At 61.4% G+C, this 16,506-nt stretch carries 17 protein-coding genes; 12 read left to right on the plus strand and 5 right to left on the minus strand.

Annotation, left to right across the window (positions count from 1 at the left end; translation table 11 throughout):
- The 7 genes from ACP151_RS19045 to ACP151_RS19075 form a co-directional block, all read left to right on the plus strand.
- Window positions 1-541: methyl-accepting chemotaxis protein (locus tag ACP151_RS19045; RefSeq protein WP_424980462.1), on the plus strand; the 541-nt coding region annotated here is incomplete at its 5' end.
- A gap of 162 nt (window positions 542-703) precedes the next feature.
- On the plus strand, window positions 704-1,648 hold the full coding sequence (locus tag ACP151_RS19050) for a CheB methylesterase domain-containing protein (RefSeq protein ID WP_424980485.1): 945 nt from the start codon (window positions 704-706) through the stop codon (window positions 1,646-1,648).
- A gap of 25 nt (window positions 1,649-1,673) precedes the next feature.
- Window positions 1,674-2,243, plus strand: a complete 570-nt coding sequence (locus ACP151_RS19055; protein WP_424980463.1) for a chemotaxis protein CheD — start codon at window positions 1,674-1,676, stop codon at window positions 2,241-2,243.
- Between the two features lie 105 nt (window positions 2,244-2,348).
- A complete protein-coding gene (gene modA, locus ACP151_RS19060) occupies window positions 2,349-3,152 on the plus strand; it encodes a molybdate ABC transporter substrate-binding protein (RefSeq protein WP_424980464.1) in 804 nt (267 codons plus the stop codon).
- Window positions 3,149-3,853 carry a molybdate ABC transporter permease subunit gene (gene modB / locus ACP151_RS19065; RefSeq protein ID WP_424980465.1) on the plus strand — a complete coding sequence of 235 codons (705 nt, stop codon included), beginning with the start codon at window positions 3,149-3,151 and terminating at the stop codon, window positions 3,851-3,853. Before modA ends, modB begins: the two co-directional genes overlap by 4 nt.
- On the plus strand, window positions 3,853-4,938 hold the full coding sequence (modC, locus tag ACP151_RS19070; protein WP_424980466.1) for a molybdenum ABC transporter ATP-binding protein: 1,086 nt from the start codon (window positions 3,853-3,855) through the stop codon (window positions 4,936-4,938). Before modB ends, modC begins: the two co-directional genes overlap by 1 nt.
- A gap of 126 nt (window positions 4,939-5,064) precedes the next feature.
- The gene (locus tag ACP151_RS19075) at window positions 5,065-5,895 is read left to right on the plus strand and encodes a bifunctional allantoicase/(S)-ureidoglycine aminohydrolase (protein ID WP_424980467.1); all 831 of its coding nucleotides are present in this window, start codon (window positions 5,065-5,067) and stop codon (window positions 5,893-5,895) included.
- A gap of 51 nt (window positions 5,896-5,946) precedes the next feature.
- Here ACP151_RS19075 and bhcR read toward each other — a convergent pair whose 3' ends face one another.
- A complete protein-coding gene (gene bhcR, locus ACP151_RS19080) occupies window positions 5,947-6,780 on the minus strand; it encodes an HTH-type transcriptional regulator BhcR (RefSeq protein ID WP_424980468.1) in 834 nt (277 codons plus the stop codon).
- A gap of 196 nt (window positions 6,781-6,976) precedes the next feature.
- On the opposite strand from bhcR, the gene bhcA reads away from it, so the two are divergent.
- The 4 genes from bhcA (at window position 6,977) to bhcD (ending at window position 11,353) form a co-directional block, all read left to right on the plus strand.
- On the plus strand, window positions 6,977-8,167 hold the full coding sequence (gene bhcA / locus ACP151_RS19085; RefSeq protein WP_424980469.1) for an L-aspartate--glyoxylate aminotransferase BhcA: 1,191 nt from the start codon (window positions 6,977-6,979) through the stop codon (window positions 8,165-8,167).
- Window positions 8,167-9,135: a beta-hydroxyaspartate dehydratase BhcB gene (gene bhcB, locus ACP151_RS19090; RefSeq protein WP_424980470.1), complete on the plus strand. Its 969-nt coding sequence runs from the start codon at window positions 8,167-8,169 to the stop codon at window positions 9,133-9,135. Before bhcA ends, bhcB begins: the two co-directional genes overlap by 1 nt.
- Before the next feature lie 16 nt (window positions 9,136-9,151).
- Entirely contained in the window at window positions 9,152-10,315 is a 1,164-nt protein-coding gene (bhcC, locus tag ACP151_RS19095) for a 3-hydroxy-D-aspartate aldolase BhcC (RefSeq protein ID WP_424980471.1), read from the plus strand.
- A 72-nt stretch (window positions 10,316-10,387) separates the two neighbouring features.
- Window positions 10,388-11,353 carry an iminosuccinate reductase BhcD gene (gene bhcD, locus ACP151_RS19100; RefSeq protein WP_424980472.1) on the plus strand — a complete coding sequence of 322 codons (966 nt, stop codon included), beginning with the start codon at window positions 10,388-10,390 and terminating at the stop codon, window positions 11,351-11,353.
- 143 nt (window positions 11,354-11,496) lie between these two features.
- On the opposite strand, the gene ACP151_RS19105 is transcribed toward bhcD, so the two are convergent.
- The 3 genes from ACP151_RS19105 to puuE form a co-directional block, all read right to left on the minus strand.
- A complete protein-coding gene (locus ACP151_RS19105; RefSeq protein WP_424980473.1) occupies window positions 11,497-12,969 on the minus strand; it encodes a uracil-xanthine permease family protein in 1,473 nt (490 codons plus the stop codon).
- A gap of 72 nt (window positions 12,970-13,041) precedes the next feature.
- A complete protein-coding gene (locus tag ACP151_RS19110; protein WP_424980474.1) occupies window positions 13,042-13,533 on the minus strand; it encodes an ureidoglycolate lyase in 492 nt (163 codons plus the stop codon).
- On the minus strand, window positions 13,530-14,945 hold the full coding sequence (gene puuE / locus ACP151_RS19115; RefSeq protein WP_424980475.1) for an allantoinase PuuE: 1,416 nt from the start codon (window positions 14,943-14,945) through the stop codon (window positions 13,530-13,532). Before puuE ends, ACP151_RS19110 begins: the two co-directional genes overlap by 4 nt.
- 149 nt (window positions 14,946-15,094) lie before the next feature.
- On the opposite strand from puuE, the gene uraH reads away from it, so the two are divergent.
- Complete coding sequence (uraH, locus tag ACP151_RS19120; RefSeq protein WP_424980476.1) at window positions 15,095-15,451, plus strand: hydroxyisourate hydrolase; 357 nt, start codon at window positions 15,095-15,097, stop codon at window positions 15,449-15,451.
- Between the two features lie 72 nt (window positions 15,452-15,523).
- Here the strand turns inward: uraH and ACP151_RS19125 are convergent, their stop codons facing one another.
- On the minus strand, window positions 15,524-16,432 hold the full coding sequence (locus tag ACP151_RS19125) for a LysR family transcriptional regulator (RefSeq protein WP_424980477.1): 909 nt from the start codon (window positions 16,430-16,432) through the stop codon (window positions 15,524-15,526).
- Window positions 16,433-16,506 lie beyond the last annotated feature (74 nt).

A 16,506-nucleotide genomic window follows, 5' to 3' on the forward strand; every position in this document is an offset into this window, starting at 1 on the left:
CAGCGAGGTGCGCGCCCTGGCGCAGCGGTCCTCTGACGCGGCGATGGAGATCAAGACGCTGATCGGCGACAGTTCCAAACAGGTGGAACGCGGCGTCGATCTGGTCGGCAAGGCCGGCGAGGCGCTGCAGAGCATCGTCGAACAGGTCACCCATATCTCGCAGCTGGTGTCTGGCATCGCCGAAGGCGCCGCCGAACAATCGACCGGCCTGCATGAGATCAACACCGGCGTGACCCAGCTGGATCAGGTAACCCAGCAGAACGCAGCAATGGTGGAACAGGCCACTGCGGCTGGTCACATGCTGAATACCGACGCAGGCAAACTGGCGGAGATGGTCGCACATTTCCGGGTCTCCGGCAGCGCAGCACCGGCCGCCCGCCGGGCAGCCCCCGCTGCCGCAGCACCGGCCGCACCGGCCGCCAGCCCGGCCCCTTCCGCACATGGCGACAACAGCTGGGATCTCGAAGCCAGCCCGGCCCCAGCCGCCGCGGCAGCCGACAGCGGCAGCAACGCCGCACGCGATCTCTGGCAGGACTTCTGAAAAATCCAGAAGGCGCCGCAAATAATGCGGCGCCTTCAGACTATGGCAACCTGTGCCTGCAATTCTACGGGCACTGCAACTTGACGGGGGATTCCATTGTCTTCGCGTAACTTATTGATAATTACCACAGACCGTAACTTTGCCCGAACTTTGCAGGGCTATATGGAATCGGCCAATCCCGGCATGAAAGTGCTTTTGGCCAACAATCTGATGATGGCCTACAATCAGGCAGAAGCCGCGCAGCCGGTGTTTGCCTTTGTCGAAGACGGGTTCACCAAACTGCCCGAATTCGAGATGATGATGGCGTTGTTCTCTGCCATGGACACCCGTTGGGTTTCCGTGATGGACACCCAGGGAGCGACTCCGGCCCGCAAGTCCTCGCCACTTCTGGACGTCGGAGCAGGCATCTTTGAGCTGACGAAATCCGATCATCCCAGCCAGTTTGCTCAGTATCTTGACATGATGCTGAATGCACCGCGCCGCAACCTCGGGTCCGCGGCGAGATCTGCAGCAGCCCGACCCGCAGTGGCCCCAGGCGGCAGCAAGAAGCTGATCCTGATCGGGTCTTCGACAGGCGGGGTAGAGGCTTTGCGAAGCGTTCTGGTTGGCTTTCCATTCGATTGCCCGCCAACCCTGATCGTACAGCATACCGGCAAGAATTTCGGCTCTGGCCTGGTCTCGCTGCTGGATCGGATCTGTCCGGCCCGCGTGCGCCCTGCTGAAGACGGCACCACATTGGAGCCCGGTCATGTCTATATTGCGGCCGGCCAGCGCCGACACATGGGTTTGACCAGCCGCAAACCGTTGCGGCTGCGGATGAAGGAAGGTCCGGATATTTCCGGCCACACCCCGTCTGTTGACGCTCTGTTCACCTCTGCCGTGCCATATGGAAAAGACGTCATTGCCTCCATCCTGACCGGCATGGGTCAAGACGGGGCCAGGGGTCTGCTGGAGCTGCGCAAGGCCGGTGCAAAAACCTTTGCCCAGGATGAAAAATCCTCGGTTGTCTATGGCATGCCGCGCGTGGCCTGGGAAATGGGCGCTGCCCAGCAGCAAGTCCCGCTGGCCCGGATGGCCAATACACTACTGCAGGCCTGCAAGGCCTGAACGAACTGCAGGAAGGGATCTGACTTTGACGACTGTTTTCGCCACATCGAAATCCGTAACGGTGCTGCAAGGGGAATACCGGGTGAGCACGGATCCGAAGATCATGTTTTCCACGGTCCTTGGCTCCTGTATCTCGGCTTGTATTTATGATCCGGAAAATGGTGTGGGTGGAATGAACCATTTCCTTCTGGCCAATTCCCGCCAGGGGGGGGCTGCCAACGCACGCTACGGCATTCACGCGATGGAACTGCTGATCAACGGCATTCTCAAAAAGGGCGCCATCCGATCGAATCTGAAGGCGAAGGTGTTCGGCGGCGCCAAAATGTCGGCAAACCTGTCCGACATCGGTGCAGCCAATACCGAGTTTGTTCAGCAATTCCTGCGGGACGAAAGCATCCCTTGCGTGTCCTCCAGCGTCGGCGGCACCTCGGCGCGCCGAGTGCGGTTCCATGCCTGCACCGGCGCCGCTCAGCAAACCCATGTGAAGGACGACCGCAAACTCGGCGAACTGGAGCAGCGCGCAGCAGCACGTCCGGCCCCCGTTCCTGCACCCGCAGCCGCAGGTGCCGCTGCAGGCGCCGTCGATCTGTTTTGACCTGCGGACCGTCCTGGCGCTGTGCCTGCGCCGGACCCCCGCAAGACGCATCGGACCAGTTTCCGTTTGCCGGAGCCTGTCTGCACAGGTAGTCCCTTAGGGGAGATGAGCGCCTGTTTGACTTCAGTACTGAATGCATTGGCTTCGCCGGTTTTCCGGCGAAGCCTTGCTGTTGCCTGGGTCTTGGTGCTGAGCCTGGCCGGGCAATCACAGGCCGACATCACTGTTTTTGCGGCCGCCAGTACAAAGACCGCTCTGGACGAGGCCGCCGCCGCCTTTGAGGAGCGCACCGGCCAGCAAGTCACGCTCTCTTATGCCGGCTCGCCGGCGCTGGCCCGGCAGATCCAGCTGGGCGCCCCGGCAGATATCTTCATTTCCGCCAACTCGGGATGGATGGATGTTCTGCAGCAGGACGGTTTGACGGACCCGGCCACACGGCAAGATCTTCTGTCAAACCGGCTGGTTCTCATTGCACATGGCGACAATGCGCCGCTGCTGGATCTGGAAACCAGTGATCTGGCTCAGGTGCTGGGCGACGGCCGCCTTGCGATGGCGCTGGTCGATGCCGTCCCGGCCGGGATTTACGGCAAGGCTGCACTGGCCTCTCTGGCACAATGGCTCGCCGTTGAGCCCAAGGTGGCGCAGACGACAAATGTGCGCGCGGCTTTGGCTTTGGTCGCCTCAGGCGAAGCGCCTCTTGGCGTGGTCTATGCCACGGACGCCGCCGCAAGCCCGGCGGTTTCGGTCGTTGCGGCCTTTCCGCAAGGCAGCCATCCTGAAATTGTCTATCCAGCCGCTGCAATAGCCGACAGAGAGGGCACCGGCACCCAGGCATTTCTGGATTTTCTGCGCAGTCCTGCGGTCATGGAGATTTTTGAGCGCCACGGCTTTGGAGTACCAGGCAGGTGAGCGGCGGAGCGGCATGGCTGGGGCCAGAAGAATGGCAAGCGGTGCTACTGTCGCTGCAGGTCTCAATCTGGGCAACGCTGGCGGCGCTGCCGCTCGCGGTGTTTGTGGCTTATGCCCTTGCGCGCTGGCACTTCCCCGGCAAGCAGATCCTCAACAGCCTGGTTCATCTGCCGCTCATTCTGCCGCCTGTGGTGACCGGCTATCTGTTGCTGATGGTGTTTGGCACCAAAGGTCCGGTCGGCAGTGTTTTGCAGCAGGTCGGTATTGTTTTTGCCTTTCGCTGGACCGGTGCCGCGCTGGCAGCAGCCATCATGGCCTTTCCACTGATGGTGCGGGCAATCCGCCTGTCGGTGGAGGCCGTGGACCTCAAGCTGGAACAGGCCGCCGCAACCCTGGGGGCCTCCCGTTTGATGTGCTTTGCCACGATCACCCTGCCTATGATCCTGCCGGGGTTGATCGCTGGCACGGTTCTGGGCTTTGCCAAGGCGATGGGTGAATTCGGCGCCACCATCACATTTGTGTCCAGCATCCCGGGCCAGACACAAACGCTGCCCTCTGCGATTTACACCTTTCTGCAGGTGCCGGGCGGTGAAAGCGCGGCGCTGCGCCTCACATTGGTTTCGATTGCCGTTGCTCTCAGCGCGTTGCTGCTGTCGGAGCTGCTTGCCCGCCGCGCCGCTGCGCGAATGGGGGGTCGCTGATGCTGACGGTTTCGCTGCGCCATGCCCTTCCCGGGTTCGAGCTGGATGTGGAATTTGAGGCGCCACCTGGCGTCACCGTTCTGTTTGGACGCTCCGGCACTGGCAAGACAACGGTCATACAGGCCGTGGCGGGTCTGCTGCGGCCCAGCCAGGGGCGGGTGGTTTTGAATGGCAACGTGCTGCTGGACACGGAACGTCACCATTGCCTGCCGCCGCACAAGCGCCGCATGGGCTATGTGTTTCAGGAAGGGCGACTGTTTCCGCATTTGACGGTGCGCCAGAACCTGCTGTTCGGACAATGGTTTGCGCCGCGCGATGCCAGCCGGGAAAGCCTGGACCGCGTGGTGGACATGCTGGGTATCGGGCCGCTTCTTACGCGGCGGCCCAGCGGGCTTTCGGGGGGGGAAAAGCAACGGGTGGCAATTGGCCGCGCCCTTCTGTCGGCCCCTCAGATGATCCTGGCGGATGAACCGCTCTCGGCATTGGATGAGGCACGCAAGGCAGAGATCCTGCCCTATTTTGAGCAGCTGCGGGACGAAACCGGCATCCCTATCCTTTATGTCAGCCATTCGGTGGCCGAAGTGGCCCGGCTGGCGACAACAATTGTGGTGCTGCAGGACGGCAAGGTGCAGCGGCAGGGCCCTGCCGCCGAAGTGCTGGGCGATCCTGCCATCATGCCGACGGGTGTCCGGGCCGCCGGGGCGTTGCTGGAGGCAAAGGTTGTCCGGCACCACAGCGACGGTTTGACGGAATTGGACGCAGGAGGCGTGCCGCTGTTCCTGCCGCAAATCGCCAAGACGCCCGGCAGTATCACGCGCGTCAGAATTTCAGCCCATGATGTGATCCTGTCGCGCCAACCTCCTGAAGGCTTGTCCGCGCTGAACATTTTACCGGGTACAATTGAACAGATCCGCACCGGCAGCGGCCCCGGCGCCATTGTTTCGCTAAACACGCCTGCAGGCCGGGTCCTGGCACGGGTGACCCGGCGTTCGGCACAGGCTTTGCACCTTGATCCCGGTACAGATTGTTTCGCCGTTGTGAAAACCGTCTCCATCGCGCCTGAGGATATTGGCGGCGGCGGATAGAAGCGGTCTCTGCGGTCTTCAAAAATACCAAGATAATCCTTCAAGCATTCTTGATACGGAAATAAGTTCGGTTGCTCCGGGCAGACGGGTATCAATGAGGCAGCACTTCAGCAGGAAAGGCAGCCGATGACCCAACGATCCTATTACGCACCGGAAGGCGGGCTGCCGCCGCAAACCCAGCTGCTGACCGACCGTGCAATGTTCACCGATGCTTATGCGGTGATCCCCAAAGGCACGATGAGCGATATCGTGACCAGCCTGTTACCGTTTTGGGACAAGGCCCGTTTCTGGGTGCTGTCGCGGCCCCTGTCCGGCTTTGCCGAGACCTTTTCCCAATATATCGCCGAGCTGCAGCCCGGCGGCGGCAGCGACCACCCGGACACCGAGCCGGGGGTTGAGGCGGTGCTGTTTGTGGTGCAGGGCGCCATGACGCTGACCATCGATGGCACCGCGCATGACATGGAGGAGGGCGGCTATGCCTTCCTGCCGCCACAAGCTGTCTGGAGCCTGCGCAACACCGGCGATGCGCCTGTGCGATTTCACTGGATCCGCAAGGCCTATCAGGCGGTTACGGGACTGGATGCACCCGAGGCCTTTGTCACCAGCGACAAACATGTCGAACCGACCCCGATGCCGGAAACCGAAGGGAAATGGGCAACCACGCGGTTCGTAGACCCGAACGACCTGCGCCACGACATGCATGTGACCATTGTTACCTTTGAACCCGGCGCAGTGATCCCCTTTGCCGAGACCCATGTGATGGAGCACGGGCTTTATGTGCTGGAAGGCAAGGCGGTTTATCGGCTGAACCAGGATTGGATCGAGGTCGAGGCCGGCGATTACATGTGGCTGCGCGCGTTTTGCCCGCAGGCCTGCTATGCAGGCGGTCCGGGCAAGTTCCGATATTTGCTGTACAAAGATGTGAACCGCCACATGCCACTGGCACCGCTGCGCTGAAAGCGGGCGTAGCGCCCGGCCCGGATATGTGCCCGGGCGCTGCCCGGCTTGTCAGCCGGGCGGGGTCTCATCTGCCGCAGATGCGCCCAATCCATAGGAGAGTTTCTGCGCGGCTTCCCTGACCAGAGCGCCGATTCCGGTGATGCCGCCGTCCGGCATCCGCGCCGTGGGGCCAGAAATGGAAATCCCGGCCAGCACCTCATTTTGCATCCCAAAAACCGGCGCTGCGACACACCGCATGCCGGGCGCCTTTTCCTCATCATCAAAAGACCAGCCACGGTTGCGGATCTGCGCCAGATCTGCGCGCAAAGCCTCCGCCGTGGTCAGGGTTTTTGCTGTGAACCGCTCCAGGCTGCGCCCGCGCAGAAAACGGATGAGCTGATCTTCTTCAAAACAGCTGAGCAAGGCCTTGCCAATGCCCGACGCATGCATCGGTGAAATTGTTCCGGGCGGAAAGAAAGCGCGGATCGATTCATGGGTTTCCACCTGGCTCACAAACATCACATCACCGCCCCGTTCGATGCCGAGGTTGGAGGTCTCCCCCGTGGCCTCCATCAGCTCGCGCATCACCGGCCGGGCGCGTTCAATGACGCTGGAACGGCGCAGAAAAGCAGAGCCAAGGCGGAAGGCCATGGCACCGATATGCCAGGTCTGGCTTTGCGGTTCTGTTTCGACAATCTGGCGCGCCTCCAGGGTGGCCAGCACCCGGTACATGGTGGCGGCCGACTGGTCGAGTGCAGTGGAGAGTTCGGTCAGCGTCATACCGCCGGCACTGGCCAGCGCGTCCAGCACATCCAGCGCTCGGTCAAGCGATTGAATGGTGGCTGGCTGGTTGGCGGAATCAAAGCTTTTCGGGCGGCCTTTGCGGCGCGGCGGCTGGGGCATTTTCAGGCCTTCCCTGACAATTCAAGCAACAGCTTATGGATAAAACTGAAAAACGCTTTTGCATAGTAAAAAATACAAGATACTGAAAACAAAAGAAATGCAGGCAGATTTTGTCTGATGAAATATTTTTTCGAAAAAATTCACTTACCAGAAGCGTCGCCCTACTGTGAAGGAAATCGCTACAGGAGGGCACGACATGAGCTTTCAAAATCCGGTTTTCATCCCCGGTCCGACCAATATGCCCGAAGCCCTGCGCAAGGCTGTGGACATGCCGACACTGGACCACCGCTCGCCGCTGTTTGGTCAGATCCTGCACCCGGCACTGGCCGGGGTAAAGAAGGTTCTGAAAAGCGAAAGCGCCGAGATTTTTGTCTTTCCGTCGACCGGAACTGGCGGTTGGGAAACGGCACTCAGCAATACTCTGAGTGCGGGAGACAAGGTGCTGGCGGCGCGCAACGGCATGTTCAGCCACCGCTGGATCGACATGTGCCAACGCCACGGGCTGGACGTTCAGCTTGTCGAAACCCCATGGGGCGAAGGCCTGCCTGCGGACCGCTACGAGGAAATCCTGACCGCAGATACGGCGCATGAGATCAAGGCGGTTCTGGCAACCCACAACGAGACCGCAACTGGCGTGAAATCCGACATTGCCGCTGTCCGCCGCGCATTGGATGCCGCCGGCCACCCGGCGCTGCTGTTTGTCGACGGCGTCAGCTCAATCGCTTCGATGGATTTCCGGATGGATGAATGGGGCATCGATATTGCCGTCACCGGCTCGCAAAAAGGCTTTATGCTGCCACCCGGCCTGGCCATCGTTGGCGTCTCACCCAGGGCGATGCAGGCGGTAGAAACCGCGACCCTGCCGCGCACCTTCTTTGATATCAAGGATATGGCCAACGGCTATGCCAACAATGCCTATCCCTACACACCCTCTGTCGGGCTGCTGAACGGTCTGAACATGGCGTGTGGCATGCTGCTGGACGAAGGGCTGGAGAATGTCTTTGCCCGCCACCACCGGATCGCCGAGGGCGTCCGCGCGGCCGTCCGGGCCTGGGGGCTGGAGCTCTGTGCTGTGTCGCCCGACGTCTATTCCGACAGCGTCAGCGCGATCCGCACGCCGGCAGGCTTTGACGCCAATAAATTCGTGAGCCTGGCGGCGGAGAAATACGGCGTCGCCTTTGGCACCGGCCTGGGCGCCGTCGCAGGCAAGGTGTTCCGCATCGGCCATCTGGGCAGCCTGACCGACGTGATGGCGCTGTCCGGCCTCGCCACCGCCGAAATGGTCATGGCCGACCTCGGCCTGAACATCCAGCTGGGTTCTGGCGTGGCGGCGGCGCAGGACTACTACCGCGGCACCCAGGCCAACAGCACCAAGGCTGCCGCCTGATGAAGGATACCGCGATGTATATCCCGACCTATGAGGACATGCTGGCGGCGCATGAGCGCATCCAGCCCCACATCCGCCGCACGCCGGTGCGCACCTCTGCCTACCTGAATGAGCTGACCGGGGCGGAGCTGTTCTTTAAATGCGAGAACTTCCAGGAACCGGGCGCCTTCAAGGTGCGCGGCGCCAGTAACGCGGTGTTCGGGCTGGACGCGGCGCAGGCGGCCAAGGGTGTGGCGACGCATTCCTCGGGCAACCATGCCTCCTGCCTGTCTTATGCCGCGATGCTGCGCGGCATTCCCTGCAACGTGGTGATGCCGCGCACCGCGCCGCAGGCCAAGAAGGACACCGTGCGTCGTTACGGCGGCAGGATCACCGAATGCGAGCCCTCGACCTCCTCGCGTGAGGAGAGTTTTGCCAAAGTGCAGGCCGAGACCGGCGGCGATTTTGTGCATCCCTACAATGACCACCGGGTCATCGCAGGGCAGGGCACCTGCGCCAGGGAGTTTGTGGAACAGACCGATGGCCTGGACATGGTTGTCGCACCCATCGGCGGCGGCGGCATGATCTCCGGCACCTGCCTGACGCTGTCGACCCTGGCACCGGAAACCCAGGTGATCGCGGCAGAGCCAGAGCAGGCCGATGACGCCTACCGCAGCTTCAAGGCGGGTTACATCATCGCCGATGATGCGCCCAAGACCATTGCCGACGGGCTGCTGGTGCCGCTGAAAGACCTGACCTGGCATTTTGTCTCGGGCCACGTCAGCGAAATCTACACCGCGTCGGATGCCCAGATCATCGAGGCGATGAAACTGATCTGGAAGCACCTGCGCATCGTGATGGAGCCATCCTCGGCGGTGCCACTGGCCATCATACTAAAAAACAAACAGGCCTTCGCGGGCAAACGCGTAGGCCTGATCGTCACCGGCGGCAATGTCGATCTCGACACGCTGCCCTGGATGAACAGCTGAACTGGGGAATAGAACCATGAATGCACAGACCAAATTCGAAGAGCTTGAAGTCGGCTATGACGTCCCGGCCATTCCGGGCATGGACGAGGCTGACATCCAGACCCCGGCGCTGGTCCTCGACCTGGACGCGCTGGAGCGCAACATCAAGAAGATGGGCGATTATGCCAAGGCGCATGGCATGCGCCACCGGGTCCACGGCAAGATGCATAAATCCGTGGATGTGGCCAAGCTGCAGGAACGTCTGGGCGGCGCAGTTGGCGTCTGCTGCCAGAAGGTGTCCGAGGCCGAAGTCTTTGCCCGCGGCGGCATCAAGGACGTGCTGGTCTCCAATCAGATACGCGACCCGCGCAAAATCGACCGTCTGGCCCGCCTGCCCAAGCTGGGCGCACGCACCATCGTCTGCGTTGACGACCCGGCCAATGTTGCCGACCTGTCGGCGGCAGCGCAAAAGCACGGCACCGAGCTGGAAGTCTTTGTCGAGATCGACTGTGGCGCCGGCCGCTGCGGCGTGACCACGACTGAGGCGGTTGTCGAGATCGCCAAGGCAGTGGCCGCGGCAGAGAACCTCAGATTTTCCGGCATCCAGGCCTATCAGGGCGCGATGCAGCATATGGACAGCTACACTGACCGCAAGGCCAAGCTGGACATCGCCATCGCACAAGTGGCCGATGCGGTAGAGGGTCTGAAGGCCGAAGGCATCGCCTGCGAGCTGGTCTCCGGCGGCGGCACCGGCTCCTACTACTTTGAATCGAACTCGGATGTTTACAACGAATTGCAGTGCGGCTCCTACGCTTTCATGGACGCGGATTATGGCCGCATTCTGGACAAGGACGGCAACCGGATCGACCAGGGCGAATGGGAAAACGCCTTCTTCCTGCTGACTCAGGTGATGAGCCACGCCAAGGCCGGCAAAGCCATTGTCGATGCAGGCCTCAAGGCGCAATCCGTGGACAGCGGCCTGCCGGTCATCTTTGGTCGCGACGACGTGGAATACATTCAATGCTCGGATGAGCACGGCGTGGTTTCAGACCCTGCCGACGCGCTGAAAGTTGGCGACAAGCTGCGCCTGGTCCCCGGCCACTGCGACCCGACGGCGAATGTGCATGACTGGTACGTGGGTGTCCGGGGCGGCAAGGTCGAAACCGTCTGGCCTGTCTCGGCCCGCGGCAAGGCTTACTAACCACCCCATCCCCAAACTGGCGGAGCTGCGCACAGCCGCTCTCCGCCGGCTTTTTGCTGAGGAGAACCAGACATGTATATCGTTCCGGAAAAGGAAATAGCGGGGCTGATGACCCGCAAGGCCGCCTTTGCTGCGGTCGAGAAAGTCTTTGCCGCCATGGCATCGGATGATGCCTATAACTTTCCTGTGGTGCGCGAGGCGATTGACCATGAGGACGCGCTTTATGGTTTCAAGGGCGGCTTTGACCGCGCGGGCCTGACGCTGGGCCTTAAGGCCGGCGGTTACTGGCCGAACAACCTGGAAAAACGCGGGCTGATCAACCACCAGTCTACTGTGTTCCTGTTTGACCCGGACACCGGCAAGGCCAAGGCGATGGTGGGCGGCAATCTCTTGACCGCGTTGCGCACCGCCGCGGCGTCCTCGGTCTCGATCAAGCATCTGGCCCGCAATGACGCCAAGGTGATCGGCATAATCGGGGCGGGCCATCAGGCCACTTTCCAGCTGCGCGCAGCCCTTGAACAGCGCCCGTTCGAAAAGGTCATCGGCTGGAACTACCACCCCGAAATGCTGCCCAATATCGAAAAAGTCGCGGCTGAGGCTGGCGTACCGTTTGAAGCGGTGGATCTGCCTGGCATGGCAGAGGCGGATGTGATCCTCTCCATCACCTCGGCTTTTGCGCCGTCGCTGCTGGTCGACCATGTCAGCCCCGGCACCCATGTCGCCTGCATGGGCACCGACACCAAAGGCAAGCAGGAGGTCGAGGCCGAACTGCTGGTCAAGGCATCCGTGTTCACCGACGAGGTGGCGCAATCCATCTCCATCGGCGAGGCACAGCACGCTGTGGCGCAGGGGTTGATCCGGGAGTCAGACGTGGCCCAGATTGGCGCGGTGATCAACGGCACAAATCCGGGCCGCACTTCGGCCGATCAGATCACCCTGTTCGACGGCACCGGTGTCGGCCTGCAGGACCTGGCTGTGGCAGCTTCGGTTGTTGATCTGGCGGTGGCGCAGGGCATCGCCATCGAGGTCGATTTCTAAGCTTCGCCCAGAAACACATTCTGCACGTCTCCGCATCGCATCACGAAGCGCCAAGTTTCACATGAGCTGCCCCGCCGAAACAGCAAAGCCGACCCGTTTCAGGGCCGGCTTTGGTATTGTCAGATGCAGTCCGAAAGCCGCGGTCAGACGCGGTCCTCATGCGGCAGCGACCCTTTGCCATGGCCGCTCATCCCGCCCGAGACTTCCTCGGTGGCTTCATCGGCCAGTTCCTGCGGCAGGATCAGGTTCAGCACGATGGCAATCAGCGCGGCCGGCAGAATGCCCGAGGCGGCCAGGATGCGCAGGGTATCGGGCAGATACTGCAGCGCGTTCGGCGACCCCGGCTTCAGGTTCATCACCTCCAGCTGCAGGCCAAAGCCAATCGACAGCGCGATCGCAAAGATCACCATGTTGCGGCGGTTCCAGACCACGTCCGACAGCATCGAGACACCGGCAGAAACCACCATGCCGAACATCACAATGACGCCGCCGCCCAGAACCTCGATCGGGATGGTGCGGATCAGCGCGCCAACCTTGGGGATCAGCCCGCAGACGATCAGGAAGATCGCGCCGATGGTCACCACATGGCGGCTCATCACGCCGGTCATGGCAATCAGCCCGACATTCTGGCTGAAGGAGGTGTTCGGCAATCCGCCGAACAGGCCGGCAACCGCAGTGCCGACACCGTCCGCATAGGTCGCGCCCTGGATTTCCTTGTCGGTTGCCTCGCGGTGTGCACCGCCCTTGGTGATGCCGCTGACGTCGCCGACGGTTTCAACCGCGCTGACAAAGGACATCAGGCAAAAGCCGATCACTGCGGCGGTGGTGATTTCAATGCCGTATTTGAACGGGTTCGGCAGACCAAAGGCCGCCGCCCGGTCCCAGCTCTGACCAATGCTTTCAAAGGTGACGAGACCAAAGAACATCGCATAGACATAGCCGACCAGAATGCCGATCAGCACAGCCGAGACCGACAGCATGCCGCGGGCAAAGAATTTGAGCCCCAGGGTCGAGAAGATCACCACCAGCGCCACGGACCAGTTCAGCAGGCTGCCGTATTCTTCCTTGCCAAAGGCCTTGGCCGGGACGCCGCCAGCGGCATATTCGATGCCGACCCGCACCAGATAAAGACCGATCATCAGCACCACAAGGCCGGTAACCAATGGCGGCAGGGCAAAGCGGATGCGCCCGATCACGGTGCCAAGGGCAGCGTGGAACAGCCCGCCAATCAGCACCCCGCCGAAAATCGCGGGCAAGGCTTCTACACCCTTGCCGGCAACCAGCGGGATCATGATCGGGATGAAGGCAAAACTGGTGCCCTGCACAATTGGCAGCCGGGCGCCCACGGGGCCCATGCCGATCGACTGGAGCAGCGTGGCAATGCCGGCAAACAGCATCGACATCTGGATCAGATAGCTCATATCCGGGAAGCCCTGCGCGCCTGCATCAGAGCCAAAGCCGAAACCGGCGGCGCCAGAGATGATAATGGCGGGCGTGATGTTCGATACAAACATCGCCAGCACGTGCTGGATGCCCAGCGGCACTGCCGTGATCAGCGGCGGGGTATAGTCCGGATCGCGCAGCTGCGCCGGCGTTCCAATGGAAGTATCAGCCATGAATCGTGTCTCCTGTCGGTCATGGGGATCTCGCCGCTTCTTGTTTCTTTGAGCGGCTTCAGGGTGTTGCGGTCAGTCAGAGACCACAGTGAAAACCTCCTTGAACCAATGCTCTTCGAGGTTCGGGGTGGCGCCGATACGGTCGACCACAATGTATTGTCCAGGCGCACCAAGCGGCGCGAGCACCCCGTGCCAGATGCTGCGGTAAAGGTTGATGGACTGACCGGGCTGGCTGATGAAGGCTTTCAGATTGACCGGGTTGCCATTGTCATCATCGGCGACAACAACCAGCATCGGCACGCCGCTGACGGGCACAAAGGCCTGGCTGCCTTCGGGATGGCGCTCGACCATGTCCACCTTATGCGGCAGGTGGCGGGCCTGGGCATCAAACAGGCTGATACCAGCCCGGCCATCCTCGCCGAAATCAAGGGTCGCCCGGTCGTGATGGCGACCGCAAAGCCCCTGATTGATCAGCTTGTCCGGTGCGCCGTTCACATCGATCACATCACCATAAGGCGCAAACGCCTCTGCCGTCAGCGGCACCGCTGTCAGCCAGCGGCTCATGGCAGCAGATCCTGCAGCCGGAACCGGGCGATACGTTCGACCTGACGGCAGGCCTCGCCGAACTCAGTGGTGCGGTCGTTGTGGATACGGCGGTGGAAGGCCTCCATGATCGACGCCTTGTTGTGATCCCGCACTGCAATGATAAAGGGAAAGCCGTGTTTCCCGACATATTCGGTATTGAGCCGGGTAAATGTGTCCCGTTCTTCATCTGTCAGCAGATCAAGGCCAGCGCTGGACTGTTCCGCGGTGCTCTCTGCTGTCAGACGGCCGGCGGCTGCCAGCTTGCCCGCCAGATCCGGGTGCGCAGTCAGCACGCCCAGACGCTCTGCCTCGGATGCGGTACGGAAGATCCGGCACAAAGCGTTGTGAACCCCCGCCGCGCAGTCATGTGCCGGACCTAGTTCCAGATCATAGGCGCGGTCGGCAATCCAGGGCGAATGTTCAAAGATCGTGCCGAACTTGGCAACAAACGCCTCGCGCTCCATTTGGCTCGGCCGTGCGCGCTTGACCGGCGGATGGGTCTCAGCCCAATGTTCCGCAATGTCGATCCGGCGCGGGCACCAGACGTCCGCGAACCCCTGGATGTAGTCGAGGAAACGCTTCAGCCCCGCGATCTTACCCGGACGACCCACCAGCCGACAGTGCAGCCCGATGGTCATCATTTTTGCTGCCCCCGCCTCGCCCTCGGCATAGATCACATCAAAGGCGTCTTTCAGATACTGAAAGAAATGCTCGCCGGTGATCCAACCCGGCGAATTGGCAAAGCGCATGTCGTTGGCTTCCAGCGTGTAGGGGATGATCAGCTGATCGCGGGCGCCGGTTTCCAGCCAATAGGGCAGGTCGTCGTCATACGTGTCGGAAATATAGTCAAACCCGCCTTCCTCGGCCACCAGCCGCACCGTATTTGCGCTGCAGCGGCCGGTGTACCAGCCGCGCGGGCGGGTGCCGGTCACCTCGGTATGCAGGCGCACGGCTTCTGCAATCGCAGCGCGCTCCTCCTCTTCAGGCATGTCCTTGTGCTCGACCCATTTCAGGCCGTGGCTGGCGATTTCCCAACCTGCGTCCGTCATCGCCTGCACCTGTTCCGGGCTGCGGGCAAGCGCGGTGGCAACGCCATAGATCGTCAGCGGAATGCCGGCCCCGGTGAACAATCGGTGCAGCCGCCAGAAGCCGGCACGGCTGCCGTACTCATAGACCGATTCCATATTCCAGTGACGCTGGCCCGGCCATTGCGCGGCACCTGGAATATCCGACAGAAACGCCTCAGACGCCGCATCCCCGTGCAGGATGCAGTTCTCGCCGCCCTCTTCATAATTCAGAACAAATTGCACGGCGGCTTTGGCCCCATTGGGCCACTGCGGGTCGGGTGCGGCAGCACCGTATCCGCGCAAGTCACGAGGATAGCGCGTCACGACTGGTCTCCTGTCTTTTATTCCTTATAGAACAGAACAATCCGAGTAGGCTTTCAGTAAATTTTTGAAAGAACTTTTTGACTCTTGCCGCTGTATGGGGCGGGCAGAACCAAGCATACCTAAAGAAACAGATATGACAGGAGGCTCAAATGGCCGGTTTTCTGACCACCCATGTGCTGGACACTGCCCGCGGCTGCCCGGCAGAAGGGCTGAAGATCGATCTTTACAGGATCGACGGCAGCGCGCGCATCCATCTGCGCAGCCTGACAACCAACAGCGACGGTCGCACCGATGAGCAGATCCTGCCCGCAGGCGAATTTGCCACCGGCACCTATGAACTGCTGTTCCACGCAGGCGGCTATCTGCGCGCCACCGGCCAGGCCGACGCCGAGCCATTGTTCCTGGACGAAGTGCCGCTGCGCTTTGGCATGAGCGAAGCAGACAGCCATTACCATGTGCCGCTTCTGCTGTCGCCCTACGGCTATTCCACCTATCGCGGCAGCTGATCCCGCAAAATCTCCTCTTCCGGCTTGGCATCCGCCAGCGGTTCCCGCCCCAGGTACCTGGGGCGGGCTTTTTCATTCCGGAGGCAGGGAAGCCTGGATATGGTCCACCATGAAATCCATGAACAGCCGCACCTTCGGGTCCTGGTGACGGCGATGGACGTAAAGGCAGGCCATCTGGATCGGGACCGGCGGCTCCTCTGCCAGCACCGGCACCAGCCGGCCTGAGGCCAGGTGTTCGGAAATCTCAAACACCGGCTTCAGAATGATCCCGTGCCCCTCCAGCGCCCAATTGGTCAGCACATCGCCGTGATCCGATTCAAACGGCCCGGTAACTGTCACCCGTTTCACCCCGTCGCGGCTGCGCAGCGGCCATTGGAATTCGGGCGCACCGGGATAGCGCAGGTTCAGGCAGTCCTGCGTCTCGGTCTTCAATTCGTCACTGCTGACAGGCTGGCCGCGCCGCTTGATGTATTCCGGCGAGGCGCACAGCACCCGGGGGCAATCGGTGATCTTGCGAATGCGCAGGTTGGAATCTTCCGGCACCCCAAGAAAAAAGGCGGCATCCAGCCCCTCGGCGGCCAAATCCAGCTTGCGGTCCGACAGCCGCAGCCGGATGGAAATCAGCGGATAAGCCTCACTGAACTTCGGCACCGCGGGCGCAATCAGCCGCTGCCCCAGCCCCAGCGGCGCCGCCACATACAGCGTGCCGCGCGGCGTTTGCGTGACACTGCTGATATCGGCCTCTGCCTCATCCACCGCTTCCAGGATTTTGACAGCTCCGTGATAGAACAGGTTGCCCTGCTCTGTCGGATTAAGCAGCCGGGTGGTGCGCTGGAACAGCCGCACGTTCAGGTGGTCCTCCAGCTGCGAAATCCGTGACGAAGCAACCGCCGCCGAAATCCGCATGTCGCGTGCAGCAGCAGACATGTTGCCAAGTTCATAAACCCGGACAAAGGTGCGGATATTGTCGAGATAGGCCATTCACGTATTCTTTGACTTATTTTGAAACAGCTTGGGTTTTTTACCTAATACATGAAAATAAGGGCATGCTCTAG

Origin of the sequence: Leisingera sp. S232 (assembly GCF_049800895.1) — a bacterium.
Taxonomy (GTDB): Bacteria; Pseudomonadota; Alphaproteobacteria; order Rhodobacterales; family Rhodobacteraceae; genus Leisingera.